This window comes from Lysobacter sp. CCNWLW3 (genome assembly GCF_036697405.1).
Taxonomy (GTDB): Bacteria; Pseudomonadota; Gammaproteobacteria; order Xanthomonadales; family Xanthomonadaceae; genus Lysobacter.
Genome location: NZ_JBAHWA010000024.1, coordinates 1 through 19,221, shown reverse-complemented (window position 1 = coordinate 19,221; position 19,221 = coordinate 1). Strand labels below are relative to the sequence as shown.

Here is a 19,221-nt window from a genome sequence, read left to right as displayed (position 1 = left end):
CGCGGGCGTCGCCGGCCGTCGGCAAGGCGCACGGAAGACCGAATCACTTCAAGGAACTCCTCATGAAAGCCAAGCTGATATCTCCGCTGCTGCTGTTGCTGCCCTCCCTGTCCGCGTTCGCCGGCCAGTGCGACGACAACTTCAGCAAGAAGGGCAATGCGCTGTCCGGCGCCGAATACTCGACCTCCTACAAGGTCGCGGGCCTGAGCGTGCCCAGCGCGATCGGCCAGATGCGCAACCTCGCCATCGCCGACGGCATGGACGTGCTGGACGAAAGCGCGGAGAGCGGTTCGCTGCTGCTCGAGGAACCGGCGAACATGGCCCACAAGGGCCTGCAGGTCTACGTCACCGCCAAGCCCGACGGCACCGTGTCGATGCTGATGAAGACGCGCCGCGGCTCCTTCGGCAACGCCGACGGCATCCGCAGCGCGATGTGCAAGATGCTGACCCAGCTCAAGCCCGGCAAGGCGCCGGTGGCGCGCGCGGCGGCCAAGCCGATCGAGATCCAGGCCACCTCCCTGGCCACCGACATCGAGCGCCAGGGCCTGGAGAACGGCGCCGCGATCGACGTGCGCTTCGAAGGCAAGGTCTACAACATCAAGGGCGTCAACAAGGGCGTGGCCGGCAAGAAGGGCGCGTTCGAGCTCTACTTCGACATGAACCCCTCGCTGGTGCCGGGCCTGATCCAGAGCCGCTCGCGCATGTTCGAGATCCGCATCGCCTGCCGCATGCTGCCGGACCAGAACGGTTACTCGCTGGCGATGCGCACCGGCGACAAGATGTACCTCAACGCCACCTACGATCATTACGACCAGGCCAACCGCCTGGTGTGGCTGAAGAACTGCCGCGGCATCCAGTAAGCCGCGCGCCGGCCGTCGCCGCGCGCGAACGCCGCGTGGCGGCGCCCGGCGATTCGGATGCCCGCGCATGCGACCGGTGCCGCCTTGGCGGGCACCGGTCGCGACGGCTGCGCTAGTCGTCGAACGAGGCCGAGGACTGCGGCTGCGAGGTCACCCGTACCTGGCCGCCGTCCACGAACGGCCGCGCGACCTGGGTTTCGGTGCCGGAGACGAAGGTGAACATCACCCCCGCCGTGACGATCGGCATGGCGTTGGTCTGCGAGCCGACGGCGGTGTCGACCTTGCCGACCTGGCCGCGGTCCGGCGCCAGCAGCAGATACGCCGGCGCGCCTTGGTCGGACGGGTTGAGGAACACGTTCAGCGAGTACTGCGCGCCGCGGCGCACGAAGCGCTCGAAACCGTAGCGCTGCAGCGGCCGGTACTGGGCGTCCAACACTTCCACCGACGAAGCGAAGGTACCGCCGGGCGACAGCAGCACCGACACGCTCAGCTGCGACGGCGGGCTCACGCCGTCGAGCCGGTACAGCGCCACCGCCATCGCCTCGGCGTCGGCCGGGCGGTAGCAGTGGGCGATGCTCGCGAATTCGGTGTACTTGAGACTGGCTTTCAGGCTGGCCTTGTCCGTGGTCACGGTGTGCCTGAGCGGCAGGGCGGCGACGTTGCGCAGATCGTCCGCGCATTGGCCGCCCAGGTTGGGCGCTTTCGCCTTATAGGCCATGGACGCGCAGCCGCTGCCCAGCAGCAGCGCGGCGATGGGCCACAAACCCCAGATACGCATGCCGGCGCCCTCAGAGCTGGCGCGCGAGTTCGGCCGCGACCGAATCGATGGCGGCCTTCAGCCCCTCGATCGACTGCGGTCCGGCCTTGTGCAGGTCGTCGAAGTCCGGATAGCTGTACTGCTGGTCGGCGTTGAGCGCGACCGCGTCGGCCATATTGAATACGTTGTTGTAGGCGAAATAGTCGGTGTAGTAGTTCTGCTTGCCGTCCGGGCTGACCAGGCGCGCGCCGATGGTCGCGGTCGGGCGGTACGGCGAGCCGTCGCTGGCGCCGGCGGCGGCATAGCCGATGAAGCCGAAGTTGACGTCGAGTTGCGCGTCCGCGCCCTGCACGGCGGCGTAGCTCTTGCGCAGGCCGAACGAGGTGCGGGGGGTCTTCTTGGCGTCGATCTGCGTCGCCGGCCAGACCAGGCTGTAGCCGCGCTCGCTCATGTGCGCGTCCAGACGCTCCCTGAAGTAGGCCAGCGGCTCGAAGTTCGCGGCCTGCATGGTCGCGTGGAACTTCTTTTCCTTGCTCGCCTGGTCGCCGGCCGCGATCAGGCCGCCGATCAAGCCGAAGTTGACGCCGGGGTGATGGAGCATGAACACGCTGGTGTTCGTCTTGTGGGTTTCCAGCACCGCGATGGTCTTGACCGATCCGTGCGCGTCGCGGTTGAACGCCTGCTGCTTGGGCATGCTGACGCAACCGGTAAGAGCGAGCAGCATCAATACGGCCGCGACCGGGCCGCGGAAAAAACCACGCTTCATTTCGACATCCCCTGTGGATATTTGACTGAATCCCAGGGGTCGGGCATGCCGCCGCCGATCGCGCCGACGCGATCGCGGATCCCCAACGCCTCCCCCCAAGGCGCCCGCTGCGCGGGCGCGATGAGAATGTCCAAGTCCGGGCGCAAAAGCAAACCCGTTGCGGACGCGAAACCCGGCCGAAATACGCCGCCCGCCTAGCCTGACGGGCTGCCGCGGCTGCGCCCGCCGCGGACGAGTCGCCAGATCGGTAGCAGGCGTCGCCAGGACGGTGCGCCGGCACGCGGCGCGATGCCGGCGGTCCGGCTCGCGGGGCGCAAAATACCGGCGCGGCCTGGCTACGGGGCCGCATCCGCGCCGTGGGTGGACGCCGCCGTCGCGGCCCGGCCGCTCAGGCGGGCCGGGCGCGTGGCGCTTGCCCGAAATCGGCGGCTTGGCTAAGGTGCGACCACGCTCAGGGGGGGCGTCGCTCATGCTCATGTTCGCAGCCGCGCTCGCGGCTTTGCTTGCCGTTCCTGCCGCGCAGGCGCAGGAAACCGCGGCGCCGGCTCCGCCATCCGCAACGATCGTGCCGGCAGCGCCGGTGGACGTCGCGCCGCCTGCGCTCGACGATGCCGCTACCGCCGCCATGGCTGGCGGCCCCATTGCGCCCGCGCCCTGCTGCCGACTCGCGGCGGGCAGCGTGGTCGAACTGCAGCTAGGCGAGCCTCTGTCCTCCGCGCGCCACAAGCGCGGCGACCGTTTTGCGCTGCGCTTGAGCCAGCCGCTGACCGTCGCCGGCGCCGAACCGATTCCGGCCGGCACGCCCGCGGTGGGCGAGGTCGTGCACGGCGCGCGTTCGCGCGGCGGCGGCGCGCCCGGAGAACTGCTGATCGCAGGCCGCTACCTGGAATACAACGGCCGCCAAATCCCTCTGCGCGGGCTGTCGCTGGGGCAAAGCGGGCGCGAGCAGATCAACGGTGCGATGGGGGCGGCCTTCGTGATCGGCCCGTTCGCGATGTTCGTGCGCGGCCGCGAGATCGAGATACCGGCCGACACCGCGCTGCGCGCCAAGCTCGCCCAGGATTTGGAACTGCCCGTCGCCGCCACGCTGGTCGACGCGCCCACGCCCGCCCCCGTTTCTCCGTCGCCGGCCGCAGCGGCCGGCGATGTTCAACCACCCAAGGAGTAGTCCTTAGATGAATCTGAAGTTCCGTGTTTCCGCACTCGCGCTCGGCCTGTTGTTCTCCGGCGCCGTGCTGGCCCAGGACGCGACCGCGACCGCGCAGGCCGAAGCGACCGTCGGCGAGGAAAAAGCCGCCGCCGCGACCGCCGGCGTGATCGGCGTGCCGCCCCAGGGCAAGGGCCAGATCGTGTTCTTCCGTCCGTCCAAGTTCGTCGGCGGCGCCGTCGGCTTCAAGGTGCGCGAAGGCGAAACCGAGCTGGGCAAGCTGCGCAGCGGCAAGTACTTCGTGCACGTCGCCGAACCGGGCACGCACGAGTACCGCGTGCACGGCGAGACCAAGGACGTGCTGACCATGGAAATCGAAGCCGGCGAAACCTATTACGTGCAGGGCACGCTGGGCATGGGCATCGTGGCCGGCCGTCCGAACCTGTCGCCGACCGACGCCGCGGCGTTCAACGCCCTGGCCGACAAGCTCAAGCTCGCCAAGTAAGGCGCGCGATCTTCGACGGGCGCCGCGCCAGCGGCGCCCGTTCGCGTTTCCGCGATCGGCGCGCGGCGCGCGGCGCGCGGCGCGCCTCAACCGCCGCAGGCCTTGCCCTCGACCGTCATCGCCGCGGCGAACATCGGCACCGCCGCCAGTTGGTTGGCCGCGGCCTTGGCCTTCTCGTCGGCCAGATACAGACGCGCCTGGCCCTGGCCGTCGAGCTTGGGCGGGGCGACGTCGGCGGGCTTGCGCCACACCCGCACCACCGCCTGCTGCGACGGGCAGGCCGCGCTGGGCACGCGGATCACATCGTTGAATTTCCAACCCGCGGCCAGCGAGGGCTGGGCCTTGGCGGCGTCGACGAAGCGCGCGCGCGGCTGGCAATTGGGGCTGGTGCGGACCACCGCGAACTTGTACGGCAGCGCGGCCTGGCCGGTGAACTGGCCCTCCAGGCGGGCGCAGGCTTCGGGGATCTGGCGCAGGGTATGAACGGCGCCGAGCGCCTGCGGCGACGCGGCCGGGCGCTGGATTTCCGGGGTCGGATCGGCGGCCAGGGCCGGCAGCGACAGCGCGGCGGCGAACAGGACGACGGCGATGCGCATGAACAGGGCTCCATCGATACGTGACTGGGGTCGCAGGCTGGCACGCTGGGGCTGAACCTTGGTTTCACGAGGTTTCACAGGCCCAGGGGCTGTGCGATAGTCCCAGCGTTGCCGCGCCGGGATTCCGGCACGCGACCAAAATCTGAGGTAATCCCGTTGTCCTGATGTCCACTCTGGGGAGGGGTTCATGCTGGAGCAGTACGGTTTGACCTTGGCGCTGGCTTGCGCCGTCATCGCGATCCTGTACGGGATCATTTCCGCGCGCTGGATCAGCGCACAACCCGCCGGCAACGAACGCATGCAGGAGATCGCCGGCGCGATCCAGGAAGGCGCGCGCGCCTACCTCAACCGCCAGTACAGCACCATCGGCATCGCCGGCGTGGTCCTGTTCGTGGTCATCGGCTTCTTCCTGAACTGGCCCACGGCGATCGGTTTCCTGATCGGCGCGGTGTTGTCCGGCGCGGCCGGCTACATCGGCATGAACGTATCGGTGCGCGCCAACGTGCGCACCGCCGAAGCCGCGCGCAAGGGCATCGGCCCGGCCATGGACGTCGCCTTCCGCGGCGGCGCCATCACCGGCATGCTGGTGGTCGGCCTGGGCCTGCTCGGCGTAGCCGGCTATTGGCTGGTGCTGGCCAAGATGGGCATCACCGGCGAAGCGGCGCTGCACGCCCTGGTCGGCCTGGCCTTCGGCTCCTCGCTGATCTCGATCTTCGCGCGCCTGGGCGGCGGCATCTTCACCAAGGGCGCCGACGTCGGCGCCGACCTGGTCGGCAAGGTCGAAGCCGGCATCCCCGAGGACGACCCGCGCAACCCGGCGGTGATCGCCGACAACGTCGGCGACAACGTCGGCGACTGCGCCGGCATGGCCGCGGACCTGTTCGAAACCTACGCGGTCACCGTGATCGCGACCATGCTGCTGGGCGGGCTGATGATCGCCCAGGCCGGCAGCAACGCGGTGCTGTACCCGCTGGTGCTGGGCGGCGTGTCGATCATCGCCTCGATCATCGGCGCCTTCTTCGTCAAGGTGAAGGCCGGCGGCTCGATCATGGGCGCCTTGTACAAGGGCGTGATCGTGTCGGCGGTGCTGGCGGCGATCGCGTTCTACCCGATCACCACCCAGCTGATGGCCGACTCGTCCTACGGCGCGCTGAACCTGTACTGGTGCGCCCTGATCGGCCTGGTCCTGACCGGCGTGATCGTGTGGATCACCGAGTACTACACCGGCACCCAGTTCAAACCGGTGCAGCACGTCGCGGCCGCCTCGACCACCGGTCACGGCACCAACATCATCGCCGGCCTGGGCGTGTCGATGAAGTCGACCGCGCTGCCGGTGATCGCGGTGTGCCTGGCGATCTGGGGCGCGCACGCGTGCGGCGGCCTGTACGGCATCGCCATCGCCGCGACCTCGATGCTGTCGATGGCCGGCATGATCGTCGCCCTCGACGCCTACGGCCCGATCACCGACAACGCCGGCGGCATCGCCGAGATGGCCGAGCTGCCGCCGGAAGTGCGCGCGGTGACCGACCCGCTCGACGCCGTCGGCAACACCACCAAGGCGGTGACCAAGGGCTATGCGATCGGTTCGGCCGCCCTGGCCGCGCTGGTGCTGTTCGCCGACTACACCCACAACCTGCAGGCCGCGCATCCGGGCACGGTGTTCTCCTTCGATCTGTCCGACCACTACGTGATCATCGGCCTGCTGATCGGCGGCCTGATCCCCTACCTGTTCGGGGCCATGGCGATGGAAGCCGTGGGCCGCGCGGCGGGCGCGGTGGTGGAGGAAGTGCGCCGCCAGTTCCGCGACATCCCCGGCATCATGGAAGGCACCGGCAAGCCCGATTACTCGCGCGCGGTGGACATGCTGACCAAGTCGGCGATCAAGGAAATGATCGTGCCCTCGCTGCTGCCGGTCGCGGTACCGGTGGTGATCGGCCTGCTGCTGGGGCCGAAGGCGCTGGGCGGCCTGCTGATCGGCACCATCGTGACCGGCCTGTTCGTGGCGATCTCGATGACCACCGGCGGCGGCGCCTGGGACAACGCCAAGAAGTACATCGAGGACGGCCACCACGGCGGCAAGGGTTCCGAGGCGCACAAGGCCGCGGTCACCGGCGACACCGTCGGCGATCCGTACAAGGACACCGCCGGCCCGGCGATCAATCCGCTGATCAAGATCATCAACATCGTCGCCCTGCTGCTGGTGCCGCTGCTGCCCAGCGGCGCCGGCCCGGCCGACGCGGCCGCGCACGCCGCACCGGTGGCGGCGCTGTCGGCACCGGCGATGGACGCCGCGCCGGCCGCCGCCGACGGCCAGCCGGACTCGCTGGCCACGCTGTACTTCGAAAGCGGATCGGCCGCACTGCCGGCCGAGTTCGAAACCGTGCTGTCCAAGGTCTACCACCGCATGCAGCGCGATCCGGCGCTGAAGGCGCGGGTGTCGGGCTTCCACGACAGCAGCGGCAATCCCCAGCTCAACGCCGACCTGGCCAAGCAGCGCGCGTCGGTGGTCAAGGACTGGCTGATCCAGCAGGGCCTGTCCGCCGACCGCGTGAGCATGGACAAGCCGGTGGTGATGGAGGGCGACGGCACGGCCAAGGAAGCGCGCCGGGTCGAGGTCCACGTCGAGTAAACGCAAGGTTTCAAGCCAACGGAGAACGGCGGCCACGGCCGCCGTTTTCTTTTCCGCGCGCGCTCAGCGCTGGCCGCGCTCGAACTGCGCGAATTCCCGTTCCAGCCGCCACTGCGCCCGCGCCTTGGCGCTGCCCTGCAAGTAGCGTTCGCAGGCCGGCCCGGCGGCATCGCCCGCACAGGCGTCCACGCGCGCTCCGCCCGCGCGGCCCTGCCACAGGCTGTCGCCGGGCAGGAAAGCGTATTCGAGGCTGTCGCGCGCGATCTGCTTGAGCTGCCGATAACGCAGGCCCTGCTCCTGCGCCGCACGCTGGTACTCGTGGGTCATGTCGCTGCGGAGCACGCCCTGGTCGTCGGTGGCCAGCACCACCGGTACGCCCGCGGCGAGGTAGGCCTGCAACGGATGCTGCGCGCCCTGCACGCCGAGGATGGCGGCGTTGCTGCTCAGATTGATCTCCACCGCGATGCGCTCGCGCGCCATGCGCCGCAGCAGCGCCGGCGCGTCGCTCTCGTAGGCGATGTCGACGCCGTGGCCGATGCGCCTGGCGCCGGCCACCGCCACCGCATCGCGCACGTGGAAGCGCAGATCGCGCGGCGCGACCAGGCCCAGGGTCTGCTCGCCCGCGTGCAGGGACAAGGGCACCGCGGGCTGGCGCCGCTTCAGGTAGGCGAACATGCGCATGTGCAGCGCGTAGTCGCGCTGCGCCACCGGATGGTGTTCGGGGCCGACGATGTTGACGCCGACCCAGCGCGGATCGGCCTCCACCAGGGCGAAGCCGAACACCATGGCGGCGAAGGCCTGCGCGGGCGGCCGATGCCGCGGCACCGGGATCTGGTAGCGCAGCTCGACCGCGCACGCGGGCTGGGCGCCGTCGCCGGCGCAGCCTTGGGCCGCGACGAAGGCCGCTTCGTCGCGATCCAGTTCCGCGCGCGCCTCGGCGATCGCGGCCGGCACCAGCGGCGCCAGCACCGCCGACAGCGCATCGAGGTCGCTGCCGTCCTGGCCGCTGGCCTTGGCGGCATCCAGCAGGCCCTGCGCGCTGCGCGGCATCGACATCAGTTCGAGGTAGGCGACGCGGTCGTCCGCGGCCAGTTCGCGCGCGGCCGCGATCACCCGCCCGGAATCGCCCGCGGACACGGCGCGGAAGCCGTCGAAGCTGGCGAAGAAGCGGTCGAAATCGGGCAACGTGGCGTTGCGCATCGACAGCGCGTCGATGGCGCGGCTGTAGCGGCCGTAGTCCTTGCTGGCCAGGTCGCGCGCCGCGACCGTCGCCGGCGCCTCGCAGGGCGGGCGGACGATGCGATGGCTGTCGGTGGCCACGCAATAGCCCTGCTCCGCCGCCCAGCGCAGGTAGTCCTCGGCGTACACCGAACCACTGGCGTGGTTGTGCAGGTCGCCGCCCTTGGGCATGGCCTGCAGGAACATGCGCAACTGCGGCGGGCTGTCGGCGATGCGCTCGAAGTAGGCCGCGGTGCGCGCCTCGTCGGCATCGCCCCTGGCATCGGCGGCGGCCGCCGCCAACAGCAGCGGCGCGCACAGGCTGAGCCGGTTCCAGGCCTTCGTTCTGTCCATTCCCTTGCACCGTTTCGTGTAAGCCGTCCGAGCGGGAATGGTATGCGGCCCAGGGCTCGCTGGGCGTGCCTTGCGCGTACCGACGCCGGGCCCGAGCAGCGCCGCTGCCGGCCGTCGCTACTTGGGCGATGGCCGCCGCCGGCGCGCAAGGCGGAGTCGAACTCGCGGTGTCCGGGCGGCGCTGCCTTGAACCATGAGGCGCCCCATATCGGCTGGGGCCATGCGCTGCGGCGTCCCGGGCGGCGCGCTGCGGCCCCATGCGCGCCGGCGGGGCCGGAATCCGGGAGCCGCGCGCGAGGTAAGCCCCCCGGTTCCGGACCGCCCATGCTGCATCGCAGCAGCCGGCCGCGTAGAATGCCCGCTCTTTCTTTCGGCCCGTCCCCCGGCGGGCCACCAGCAGTCGGAGCTACGCACCATGGGCCTGGACCTCGTCCCCACCGGCAAGAACCCGCCGGAAGAGATCAACGTCATCATCGAAATCCCGAAGGACGCCGAGCCGGTCAAGTACGAGGTCGACAAGGCCTCCGGTGCGATCTTCGTCGACCGCATCCTGTCGACCCCGATGCGTTACCCCTGCAACTACGGCTACGTGCCGCACACCCTGTGCGGCGACGGCGACCCGGCCGACGTGCTGGTGGTGCTGCCGCTGCCGCTGATCCCGGGCTCGGTGATCCGCTGCCGTCCGGTCGGCGTGCTGCGCATGACCGACGAAGCCGGCGGCGACGAGAAGCTGCTGGCGGTGCCGGTCGACAAGGTCTTCGCCGGCTACAGCCACATCGCCGACATCGAGCAGGTCAGCCAGCATTGGCTGGACCGCATCGGCCACTTCTTCGAGCACTACAAGGATCTGGAGAAGGGCAAGTGGGTCAAGCTGGACGGCTGGGGCAAGGCCGCCGAAGCCAAGCAGATCCTGCTCGAGGCGATCGACCGCTACAACGCGACCGAAGAAGGCGACAAGCCGAAGTTCTGAAGGCGCGCGCGGCGCCGGCGAACTACGGAGGCCGCCTTTGGGCGGCCTTCGTGTTTTGAGCCTTGGCTTTCGATCTTCCCTTCTCCCGCCTGCGGCGACCGAAGGAAGTGCAAAGCTGAGAAGGCGCCCGAAGGGCGGATGAGGGCCGCGAATGAGGTGGGGGTCGCGCGCTGGCGCCGGCCCCTCACCCTCCCTCTCCCAAAGAAGAGAGGCCAAGCACGGCCTCGCTCAGGCGTTGTCGCCGACCGCTCGCTGCTGCTCGGCGCTGCTGCCCGCCGCCGGCGCCTCGCCGCTCACGGCGAACTTGGCCACGATGGTCATCATCGCGTTGAACCAGCGCAGCTCATTCCTGAGGCGGATGGTCTGACTGGGGCCTTTGACCTCGTCGATGAAGCGTTGCAGCGCGTCGCGGTAACGCGCGCGGCCTTCGGGGCGCTCGCCGTACTCGAACCACAGGCCCTGCCAGAGGCGCGCGAAGCGCATCGAGGCCTGGCGCACCTGCTGCAACTGCGGGTGCGGCTCGGCGTCGGCGAACAGCAGGCCGAAGTGGGCGTTGAGCTCCCAGGGGCTCATCACCGCCGGCACGTTGACGGTCTCGCAGGGGAAGCCCGCGCGCTCGCCCGCGCGCGGCGCGACCGCCTGCTGCGGCCAACCCGCGGGCGGCACGTTGTGCGGGCGCCCGCGACCGACCAGTTCCCAGAACTCGCCGCCGCCGACGGTGTCGACCACCAGATGAATGCGCGACTCCACGGCGTCGTTGATGACCCGGTGCTGGCGCCAGGTGTCGAAGATCCAGCACTCGCCGGCGGCCATGTTGATCGCGGCGTCGCCGCATTCGAAGCGCACCGTGGGCTGGGTCACCACCGGCACGTGCACGCGCACGCGCTCGGCCCAGTAGTAGCCCTGGTCGGCATGGCGGGTGACCTCGGCATGGCCGGACAGGCGCATCAGCCGGCTGCGGCCGACGGTGGCGCCCAGGCTGGCGAAGACCTGGCACAGATAGGGGCAGCGCAGTAGTTCCGGTGTCGGCCGCATCTGCCCGGAGAAGGCCTCGTTGGCCGGATCGCCATCGACCGCGACCAGCGGCAGCATGGAATTGCCGGCGAAACCCTGCGGATGCGGGCGCCAGGGCCCCTCGCCCAGGGCGGCGATCTCGGCGGCCAGCCGCGCCGCGTCGAAGGTCAGCGGCAACTGGATGAACGGCACCTGCAATTTCATCGTGCGATCCGGGCTTGCGACCGCCCTATCGTACACAGGACCGCGAAGGCGTCGCCACGCCCGGACACGCGCACAAAAAAAGGAGGCGGGCCATAGGCCCGCCTCCCGGTACTGCGTGCTGCCTACTACGGCAACCGTCGATCAGAAGCGCTGACGGTACTGCAGGTAGTAGTAACGGCCCGGCAGGTCGTACTGCGGATCGAACATGTTGTACTTCGCGGTCAGCGACAGCGGCGGATCCTTGTCGAACACGTTGTTCGCGCCGACCGAGACGGTGGCGTTCCACGGCGTGTTGTAGCGGAACTGCATGTCGTGGTACGTGGTCGCGCCCAGGTGGTTACGCGGCGCCGCACCGTCGGCGGTCACGCGGTTCGGATCCGAGCAGTAAGCCTGCGCGTTCGCACCGGTGAACGGGCAAACCTCGTCGATGCCCGACTTGTAGCGCATGCCCCAGGTCGCGCCGAAGTCGCCCTTGCTCCAATCCAGGTACAGATTGGACTTGATGCGCCAGTACGGATCGTTCGGCAGGTACAGGCCCTGACGCTCTTCAGCCGCGGAGTCTTCGGTCGCCGTGGCGATCCACTTGGAGGTATAGCTGGTGTCCCAGGTGATCGAGAACTTGCCGTAGGCCGTTTCCGGCAGACGGTAGTTCAAGGTCACGTCGTAGCCCTCGACCTCGTACTGAGCGAGGTTGAGCAGCGGCATCTCGAGCTTGTCGATGATGTTCGGGTTACCGGCCGAGGTGCCGCCGCGCTGGTACAGACCGCAGTAGGCGGCCTGCTCGCCCGGGGTACCGGCGTAGCACTTGTCCAGGATGAACTGCGCTTCCGGACGGGTGATCGCGTTCTCGATCTTGACCTTGTACCAGTCCACCGCGATGTCGAAGCCCTGCAGCCAGCTCGGGCTGTAGACGAAGCCCAGGGTCTTGCTGGTCGAGGTTTCCGGCGACAGCTGGTCGTTCGAGGTCCAGGTGAAGGCCTCGAGCGTCTGCCGCGACGAACCGTTGCCCGGCTGGACGTAGGTGTTCGGCACGCCCTCGGCGGTGCAGCGAGCCGCGACCTGCGGGTTGCTGCGCAGCGGCGAGTGGCTGGAGCAGGGGTCGATGTAGCTCTCGAAAGAATCGGTGTTGCCGCCGTAGAGGTCGCTGATGCTCGGGGCGCGGAAGCCCTCCGACCAGTTACCGCGGATCAGCAGGTCGTCGATCGGCTTCCAGCGGAAACCGAACTTGCTGTTCAGCGTGTTGCCGAAGTTGCTGAAGTCCGAGTAACGCGTGGCGACCGAGAAGTCGAGCAGCTTGGCGAACGGCAGGTCGGACAGCACCGGCACGGCGAGCTCGAGGTAGAACTCGTCCAGCGAGTACTGGCCGGCGGTGGGCGAACGCGCATTGCCGGTGCTCAGGCCGGCGGCGATGAACGCGTCCGGATCGAACTGGCCGCTCTCGGTGCGGTGCTCATAACCCGCGGCGAAGCCCAGCGGGCCGGCCGGCAGGTCGACGATGTCGCCGCTGACGTTGAGGGTGTAGCTCTTGGACTCGACCTTGGACGAATCGTGCGCGGTGAAACCGGTGTATGCCAGCGCTTCGGGCGAGATCGAGCCCAGGCCGCCGAGCGGGTTGATCGGCACGCAGCCGGCGATGACCGAACCACCCGGAGCGGTCACGCACACGGCCTTGCCGTCGCGCATTTCCGACGGACCGTAGGCGTTGCGCAGCGCGGCCACGTTGAACAGGCCGTAGGTCAGGGTGCTGTCGTCGGAACGGTCGTAGCGGTAGCCGGCGTCCCAATCGAACTGACGCTCGCCGACGCTGAAATAACCTTCCAGTCCGCCGTAGAAGTGGAAGTTCTTGGTGTCCTGGTTGTACGAACGGCCGCCGGTTTCCTGGAAGCGGCGGTTGACGCCGATCAGGTCGCGCACGCCCTTGTACTCGGCCGGCGCATACAGGCTGTCCTTGCTCAGGGTCTGGCCGGTGACCGGCATGGCGGCGAGCAGCTGCTCCGACTGGCGCTGGTTGTACAGCGTCTCGGTGCGGAAGGTCAGGTTGTCGGTGATGTCGAACGTGCCCTGCGCGAACAGCGAGGTGCGCTCCTGCGGGGTCAGCAGGTAGTTGTCCGGGGCGGTGTTGTAACCGTGCACGGCCGAGTCGTAGACGACCTTGTTGCCCTGCGCGTCGAGCACGTAGCGCACGTCGTCGGTATTGGACGCGGTGCCCATGTTGTCGACGAACGAGCCCGGGAAGCCGGTGCCGCTCTGGCCGGAATAGAACGGCGCGCCGCCTGCGGAGATCTTGCGCGCGCCGGCCATGACGGCCTCTTCCTTGACGTAGGAAGCGCCGATCAGCAGCGAGGAGCGGTCGTTGCTGACGCCCATCGAGACGTCGTACGCCTGACGGTCGCCGTCCTGCGCGCTGTACTGGCCGAAGTACGCGCCGGCTTCGGCGCCTTCGAAGTTGCGACGGGTGATGATGTTGACCACGCCGGCGATGGCGTCGGAACCGTAGATGGTCGAGGCGCCGTCCTTCAGCACTTCCACGCGCTCGATGATCGAGGCCGGGATGGTGTTGAGGTCGACCGAGCCGTCGAGCTGGGTGGTCCAGCGGCGGCCGTTGACCAGCACCAGGGTACGGCTGGAGCCGAGGTTACGCAGGCTGATGCCCGCCGAGCCGTCGCCGCCGTTGTTGAAGGTGGAGTTCAGCGCGGCGCCGTTGCTGGAGATGCGCTGCAGCACGTCGGCGACCGAGGTCACGCCCTGCTTGTCGATCTCGGCGCGGGTCAGGGTGAAGATCGGCTGCGAAGTTTCGATGTCGGCGCGCTTGATGCGCGAGCCGGTGACCTCGATGCGATCGAGCGTCGTGGCGTCTTGGGCGGGAGCTGCATCGGCTTCTTGGGCGCTGGCGAACGCCGGCACCAGTGCGATCGCGATACCGGCCGGCAGCAAGCCGAGCCGCACCGCGGGACGCAAATTGCGATGGTTCATCTATCTCTCTCCAGGTAATCGTTATGGGCGTGTTAAAACGCCCAGCAAAATTACGTTCCGGTGGCCATCGCTGCTTTGCGCGCGAGGCCGAGAGACTTTGCCGAGTCGGTCCGCGAGCTCACGCTCGCGTCGTTCGCATCCATGCTTCGTCGCCGCAATGCGGATGCGCCGAAGCGCGCGCGAGGTGCGCGCGCGATGCTGCGGATGCATTCGATGACATCGGCCGCGACGATCGAGCGGCGTCGTCGCGGCGCGTCGCGACGGATCGTCGGCGCACCTTGGATATAGGATGCGCCGACGTCGTCGTCAGGTTCCCGTGGCCATCATCGCTTTGCGCGCGACGCCGAGAGACTTTGCCGAATCGGCCCGCGAGGCCGCGCCCGCACCGCTCGCGGCGGCGCTGCGATAACGCGTGGCGGACACCCCGAAGCGCGCGCGGAACGCACGCGCGAAGCTGCAGCAGTTGTCGAAACCGCTGGCTGCGGCGACTTCGCCGATCATCATCGAGGTGCTTTTGAGCAGATCCGCGGCGTGTTCCAGGCGCATGCGCGCCGATGCCGCCTGCGGGCTCTCTTCGTAAAGACTGTGGAAGGTCTTGGAGAAGTACCAGCTGGAGAAGCTGGTGAGCTCGGCCAGTTCGCTGATGCGCACGACGCGGTCGCAATTGCCTTCCAGGTACAGGCGCGCGCGCTGCAGACGCCCGAACACCTGGCGCTTGCGGCTGCGCGAACGGCCCGGGCAGCGCGGGATGCGCGAAGCCAGGTCGCGCTGGATGCCGGCCAGGTGCAGCAGGATCGGGCGCAGCGCGGTGAGTTCGGCCGGGGCCTCGGTGTCGGCGGCGCGTACGCTGGCCTGGCGCCACAGGCGCAGGGCGACGCGGGCGTCGCGCCGGGTCATGCGACCGCGGCCGGCGTACAGGCCGCAGTCGGTGAAGCGCGCCATCGCCTTGAGCGCGTCGGCGCTCAGGTTCAGGCCCACGCACAGGCCGTGGCGGTCGGCCTGCAGCACCGGCTTGGAGTCGCGCTCGAAGGCGATCCAATCGCCGCGACGCAGACGGAACTTGCCTTCCTTGGCTTCGACCCAGGACGCGCCTCGCAGCTGCACCCAGATCGAGAAGTTGGCGCCCGACAGCTGTGCGCTGCCGAGGCGGGAGACGCCGACGCAGCTACCCAGCGCTGCGTTGTCCGGGCTGTCGAGCTGCAGCAGCTGCCCGCGATCCGCCCATTGCGATTGCTCCATTGGTCCACCTCATGTGCCGAGAATGGCCAAAGCTTTTGCCGGAGCCGGAGCGTGGCTTCAGGAAAGTTGTCGGAGAGTTATGCGAAATCGCAACGAGAGCAAAACCGAAGAAGTTCCGAAAGCATGTTTTCCTTTTGGGTCAATTACTTGAACCAACCCGGCACTTCGGTCTTCGGAGGCCCCTGCAGGTCCATGTAACCGATATCAGCCCCATCCCACTCGACCAGGGCCACGTAGATGGCATCGCCGCGCGGGCTGACCGAGAAGCCGTTGACCGCGGCGCGGCGGCTTTGGTCCAGGCACAGGGGGGCGGCCTTCGTGGCGTCTCCCAGGCCGATGCGACGCAAGCGCGCGGCACAGCTTTGCAGCTGTTCGAGGTAGCGGATCTGGCCGTCGCCGGCGACCGCCCACAGGCGGTAGCGATCGGAGATCGGCTCCTCCGCGTTCAGCTCGCGCACGCTGCCCGGCGACAGCCCGAGATCGGCCTGCCACAGGCCGCTGCGGGTCGGCCGGGTGAACAGCACGCGCTGGCCGACCGGGTCGAACTGGACCTGGGACACGTCGTCGACGACGGCCAGGGCCTGCATCGGGCGCTGACGGCGGTCGAACAGGTGCAGGCGCAGATGGCCGTCGCCGGCCCCGGCCAGGACCAGGATCCGGTTCGGATCGGGCAGGTACAGGGCCTGCAAGGGCTCGCTCAGCGGCACGTCCAATTGCGAGACCCGTCCGCTGGAGGGCACCACCTCGTGCACCACCGGCCGGCCGTCGCGATCGCGGCCGCTGACCAGCACGCTGCGCGCGTCGGACGACCAACTCGACACGTAGCGGGTGGCCGGCTGCACGCCGGCGATCATCCGCAGCGATTCGGGCCGCTGCAGGTCGGCCCACCACAGGCCGTTGCTGCCGGAGCGGTCGGACACGAACACCATCTGGCGAGCGTCCGGCGCGATCGACGGCAGCACGTCGCGCGCCGAGGACGCGAACAGGGGCTCGACCACGTGCACCAGTCCGCCGGAATGCTCCGGCACCATCACCCGGTACAGGCCGAAATAGGGTTTGCGCTGCACGAACACCGCCGCCTGGCGGCTGCGCGCGGCCACCGGGCTCTGGGCGTCGACGATGCCGGTGTCGGTGATGCGGCCGCTGTCGAAGTCGAGCCGGTACATGCGCACGTCGCCGTCGACGGCGCGACCGAACAGCAGACCGCTGCCATCGGGCAGCCAGTCCCAGCCGCGCACGTCGGCGCGCAGCTCGGTCATGCGCTCGGCTTCGCCGCCCTCGGCGGGCACGCGCCAGAAGTCGCCCAGCGGCGCGTTGCGCACGAAGGCGATCCAGCGCCCGTCGGGCGAGTAGCGCGGCGCGCTGTCGAGGTCGGCGCGACCGCGACGGTAATTGAGCGCGGTCCATTCGCCGCTGGCCAGGTCGAGCTGACGCATGCCGACCACGCCCAGCGCGGTCGGCATGCTGCCGAACACCAGACCGTGGCTGTCCGGGGTCCAGTCGAAGCTGGGCGGGCTGCGGTGGTCGCAGGTGCCGACCTCGCGCTCGGCGCCGCCGTTGGCCGCGATCATCATGATCCGGCAGGCGCTGCCCGGCTCCAGGCGCAGGAACGCGATCCAGCGCCCGTCCGGCGACCACGCCGGCGCGCTGTCCTCGGCCGCGCCGCTGGGATGGCTGAGCACGCGCGGCTGGGTCTGGTCGGTGGTCTGGACCATGATCGCGGTGGCGCGCGCGCGTTCGGGGATGGCGACGTAGGCCACCATGGACGCGTCCGGCGACAGGGTCGGCGCCAGTTCGAAGCCCGGCATCGAGGTGATCAGACGATAGGGACGCTCGCTGGGCATGGGCATCGCGCTGATCGCGCGCGCGTCCTGCGGCGCCGCCGCCGGTTCGCGCAGCATCGACCACAGCAGGATCGCGCCGACCAGCACCGCCACCGCCGCGATCGTGCCCACGATCGAGGTCCAGGCGCCGCGCGCGCTGGGCGCGGCGACGATCGGGATCGCCGCCACCGCCTCGTCGCGCTCGGAATCCGGAAACGCGGGATGTTCGGCGGTGGTGCGCGAGGGATCGACCAGCGCCGCTTCCGGTCGCGCGCGTTCGGCGCGCGCCGGCGCGGCGCCGTCGGACGCCGCATCCAGCCATACCACCGGCGTCAGCAGGCGATAACCGTTCTTGGCGATGGTCTCGATGTAGCGCGGATTGCCGCGTTCGTCATCGAAGGCTTTGCGCAGCTGGGTGATGGCCTGGGTGATGACGTCGTTGGTCGGCAGCGTGTCCGGCCACACCTCCGTCAGCAGCGCGTCGCGGCTCACTACCCTGCCCTGGTGCTCGACCAGGCTCAGCAGCACGCCCATGGCCTTGGGCGTGATCCGGCGCGGCCGGCGCGCACCCGGCGCGAGGATCTCGCGCAGCGGCACGTCGACCAGGCAGTCGCCCACGCGCAGGCGCTCGGACGGCAGCGGCGGCGGCGATGGCTCGGGGGGTCGTGACATGAATCCTGCAATGGTCGCGGCGGGCCGCTTCGGCGTCATGTGCCTGAAGACGTGTAAGGCCAACGGCCAGACCCGGCATAACGCTGGGGCGCGCACGGGCTAACGCGCCTGAGGCCGTCATTCTAACGTCGCCGGGTACCTCCGCACTCATCGCGGGTGGCACACAGGCCCTCTCTCGCCGACGTCCTACAGAACGTATCGTTCCACTTTCGCGCCGCGGCCTTCACGGGGCTAAGGCGCGATTTTTTTATCCGTGGCCTGGCTGCATCGGCGCTTAACGACGCTCCTGTCGCAGGATGGTCAGCCCGATCAGGCGCGAAACCACCGCGGCGATGTAGCCCACGCCGGCGAACTGCTCCAGCATCACCAGCACGCGCGCGCCCGAGCCCAGCGGAATCACGTCGCCCAGGCCCACCGCCGAGAGATTGGTGAAGCTCAGGAACAGCAGCTCGATCCAGGTCCGTGGCTCGCCCGGCCGCTCGGCGCCGACGAAGCTGCCCGGATACCAGGCCTGGCAGACCAGGAAGGCATAGGCGAAGCCCCAGGCCAGCAGGGTGAAAGTGGCACCGGCCGCGAACAACTCGTCGGCGGTGACCCGGTGGTCGCTCATCATGTAGGCGATCAGGCTGCCGGCGGCATAGAAGTACAGCAACGCCTCCAGCGCCGAGGAGGCCACCAGCAGCACGTCGCTGCTGACCAGCACCGACAGGATCGACAGCGCGAACGCCGGTACCGCCAGCAGCCAGGCCACCCACATACTGGCCGGGCTGCGGTTGACCACCCACACCGCCAGCGCCAGCACCAGCACCCCGAACGCGCCGAACACCACCCGCCCGCCGCCCGAGGGCTCGAACAGCGGATACGCCAGCATGCTCAGCAGCTGCGCGGCCAGCAGAAACGCCGACGGATGCCGCCGCGCGAGGGCGCGCCATTTCAGGGAGGCGTAGTTGCGGTCGCTCATGCGGCGAAGTGTGCAGGACTTGGCGAGCGGCGCACAGAGGGCGGCGACCGCGCGGGCGGCCCAAGCGGCGGGACGCGGCCACGAGGGGGATCGGCCTAGGGGGATCGGCCTAGGGGAGTCGGCCTAGGGGGAATCGGCCTAGGGAAATCGGCCGGAACGTCTCCACGCGGACGCAGCGACGCCGCAAAACGAAAGATCGGGCAGGCAGCCCCTTCGTTTCGGCCCATGCGGCATGGCAGCCCCAGAGCCCCGGCTCCCGCGACGATGCGGTTCGCCTACGGCTCACCGCATCCTACGGCCAGCGATTGCAGTCGCAGTCGCAGTTGCAGTTGCAGTTGCAGTTGCAGTTGCAGTTGCAGTCGCGGTTGCAGTCGCGGTTGCGGTTGCGGTTGCGGTTGCGGTTGCGGTTGCGGTTGCGGTTGCCGCGGCATTGGAATCCACAGCCCCGCACTCACACGAACAACCGTAGACCCGAAGGGCGGCGCGCAGGACGCGCGCCGTTTTTCGAATGGACAAGGATGTCCATTCGAAAA

14 protein-coding genes and 1 pseudogene are annotated in these 19,221 nt (G+C 69.2%); 6 read left to right on the top strand and 9 right to left on the bottom strand.

What is annotated here, in order from left to right; all coding sequences use genetic code 11:
* The first annotated feature begins 62 nt into the window (after positions 1-62).
* Complete coding sequence (locus V1318_RS20390) at positions 63-860, top strand: hypothetical protein (RefSeq protein ID WP_332941601.1); 798 nt, start codon at positions 63-65, stop codon at positions 858-860.
* A gap of 112 nt (positions 861-972) precedes the next feature.
* On the opposite strand, the gene V1318_RS20385 is transcribed toward V1318_RS20390, so the two are convergent.
* Both V1318_RS20385 and V1318_RS20380 read right to left on the bottom strand, forming a co-directional pair.
* Complete coding sequence (locus tag V1318_RS20385) at positions 973-1,638, bottom strand: hypothetical protein (RefSeq protein ID WP_332941600.1); 666 nt, start codon at positions 1,636-1,638, stop codon at positions 973-975.
* 10 nt (positions 1,639-1,648) lie between these two features.
* Complete coding sequence (locus V1318_RS20380; protein WP_332941599.1) at positions 1,649-2,383, bottom strand: hypothetical protein; 735 nt, start codon at positions 2,381-2,383, stop codon at positions 1,649-1,651.
* A gap of 412 nt (positions 2,384-2,795) precedes the next feature.
* Here V1318_RS20380 and V1318_RS20375 point away from each other — a divergent pair, with 412 nt between their 5' ends.
* Positions 2,796-3,551 (top strand): hypothetical protein, encoded by a 756-nt coding sequence (locus tag V1318_RS20375; protein ID WP_332941598.1) that lies wholly within the window; start codon positions 2,796-2,798, stop codon positions 3,549-3,551.
* A gap of 7 nt (positions 3,552-3,558) precedes the next feature.
* Positions 3,559-4,035, top strand: coding sequence for a DUF2846 domain-containing protein (locus V1318_RS20370; protein WP_332941597.1), 477 nt, complete (start codon positions 3,559-3,561; stop codon positions 4,033-4,035).
* Positions 4,036-4,121: 86 nt separating this feature from the next.
* Here V1318_RS20370 and V1318_RS20365 read toward each other — a convergent pair whose 3' ends face one another.
* Positions 4,122-4,631: a hypothetical protein gene (locus V1318_RS20365; protein WP_332941596.1), complete on the bottom strand. Its 510-nt coding sequence runs from the start codon at positions 4,629-4,631 to the stop codon at positions 4,122-4,124.
* A 187-nt stretch (positions 4,632-4,818) separates the two neighbouring features.
* On the opposite strand from V1318_RS20365, the pseudogene V1318_RS20360 reads away from it, so the two are divergent.
* Positions 4,819-6,843 (top strand): annotated as a pseudogene (locus tag V1318_RS20360) (sodium-translocating pyrophosphatase); the annotation flags it as partial.
* A gap of 69 nt (positions 6,844-6,912) precedes the next feature.
* A complete protein-coding gene (locus tag V1318_RS20355) occupies positions 6,913-7,260 on the top strand; it encodes an OmpA family protein (protein ID WP_332941620.1) in 348 nt (115 codons plus the stop codon).
* 63 nt (positions 7,261-7,323) lie between these two features.
* Here V1318_RS20355 and V1318_RS20350 read toward each other — a convergent pair whose 3' ends face one another.
* A complete protein-coding gene (locus tag V1318_RS20350) occupies positions 7,324-8,832 on the bottom strand; it encodes an adenosine deaminase (protein WP_332941595.1) in 1,509 nt (502 codons plus the stop codon).
* 415 nt (positions 8,833-9,247) lie between these two features.
* On the opposite strand from V1318_RS20350, the gene ppa reads away from it, so the two are divergent.
* Complete coding sequence (gene ppa, locus V1318_RS20345) at positions 9,248-9,802, top strand: inorganic diphosphatase (protein WP_332941594.1); 555 nt, start codon at positions 9,248-9,250, stop codon at positions 9,800-9,802.
* 228 nt (positions 9,803-10,030) lie between these two features.
* Here the strand turns inward: ppa and V1318_RS20340 are convergent, their stop codons facing one another.
* The 5 genes from V1318_RS20340 to V1318_RS20320 all read right to left on the bottom strand — a co-directional run bounded on the left by V1318_RS20340 (position 10,031) and on the right by V1318_RS20320 (position 18,688).
* Positions 10,031-11,020 carry an aspartyl/asparaginyl beta-hydroxylase domain-containing protein gene (locus V1318_RS20340; protein ID WP_332941593.1) on the bottom strand — a complete coding sequence of 330 codons (990 nt, stop codon included), beginning with the start codon at positions 11,018-11,020 and terminating at the stop codon, positions 10,031-10,033.
* A gap of 141 nt (positions 11,021-11,161) precedes the next feature.
* Positions 11,162-13,993 (bottom strand): TonB-dependent receptor, encoded by a 2,832-nt coding sequence (locus tag V1318_RS20335; RefSeq protein ID WP_332941592.1) that lies wholly within the window; start codon positions 13,991-13,993, stop codon positions 11,162-11,164.
* Between the two features lie 306 nt (positions 13,994-14,299).
* Positions 14,300-15,232, bottom strand: coding sequence for a helix-turn-helix domain-containing protein (locus tag V1318_RS20330; RefSeq protein ID WP_332941591.1), 933 nt, complete (start codon positions 15,230-15,232; stop codon positions 14,300-14,302).
* A gap of 143 nt (positions 15,233-15,375) precedes the next feature.
* Positions 15,376-17,727: a winged helix-turn-helix domain-containing protein gene (locus V1318_RS20325; RefSeq protein WP_332941590.1), complete on the bottom strand. Its 2,352-nt coding sequence runs from the start codon at positions 17,725-17,727 to the stop codon at positions 15,376-15,378.
* Between the two features lie 274 nt (positions 17,728-18,001).
* On the bottom strand, positions 18,002-18,688 hold the full coding sequence (locus V1318_RS20320) for an ion channel (protein ID WP_332941589.1): 687 nt from the start codon (positions 18,686-18,688) through the stop codon (positions 18,002-18,004).
* Positions 18,689-19,221: the final 533 nt, after the last annotated feature.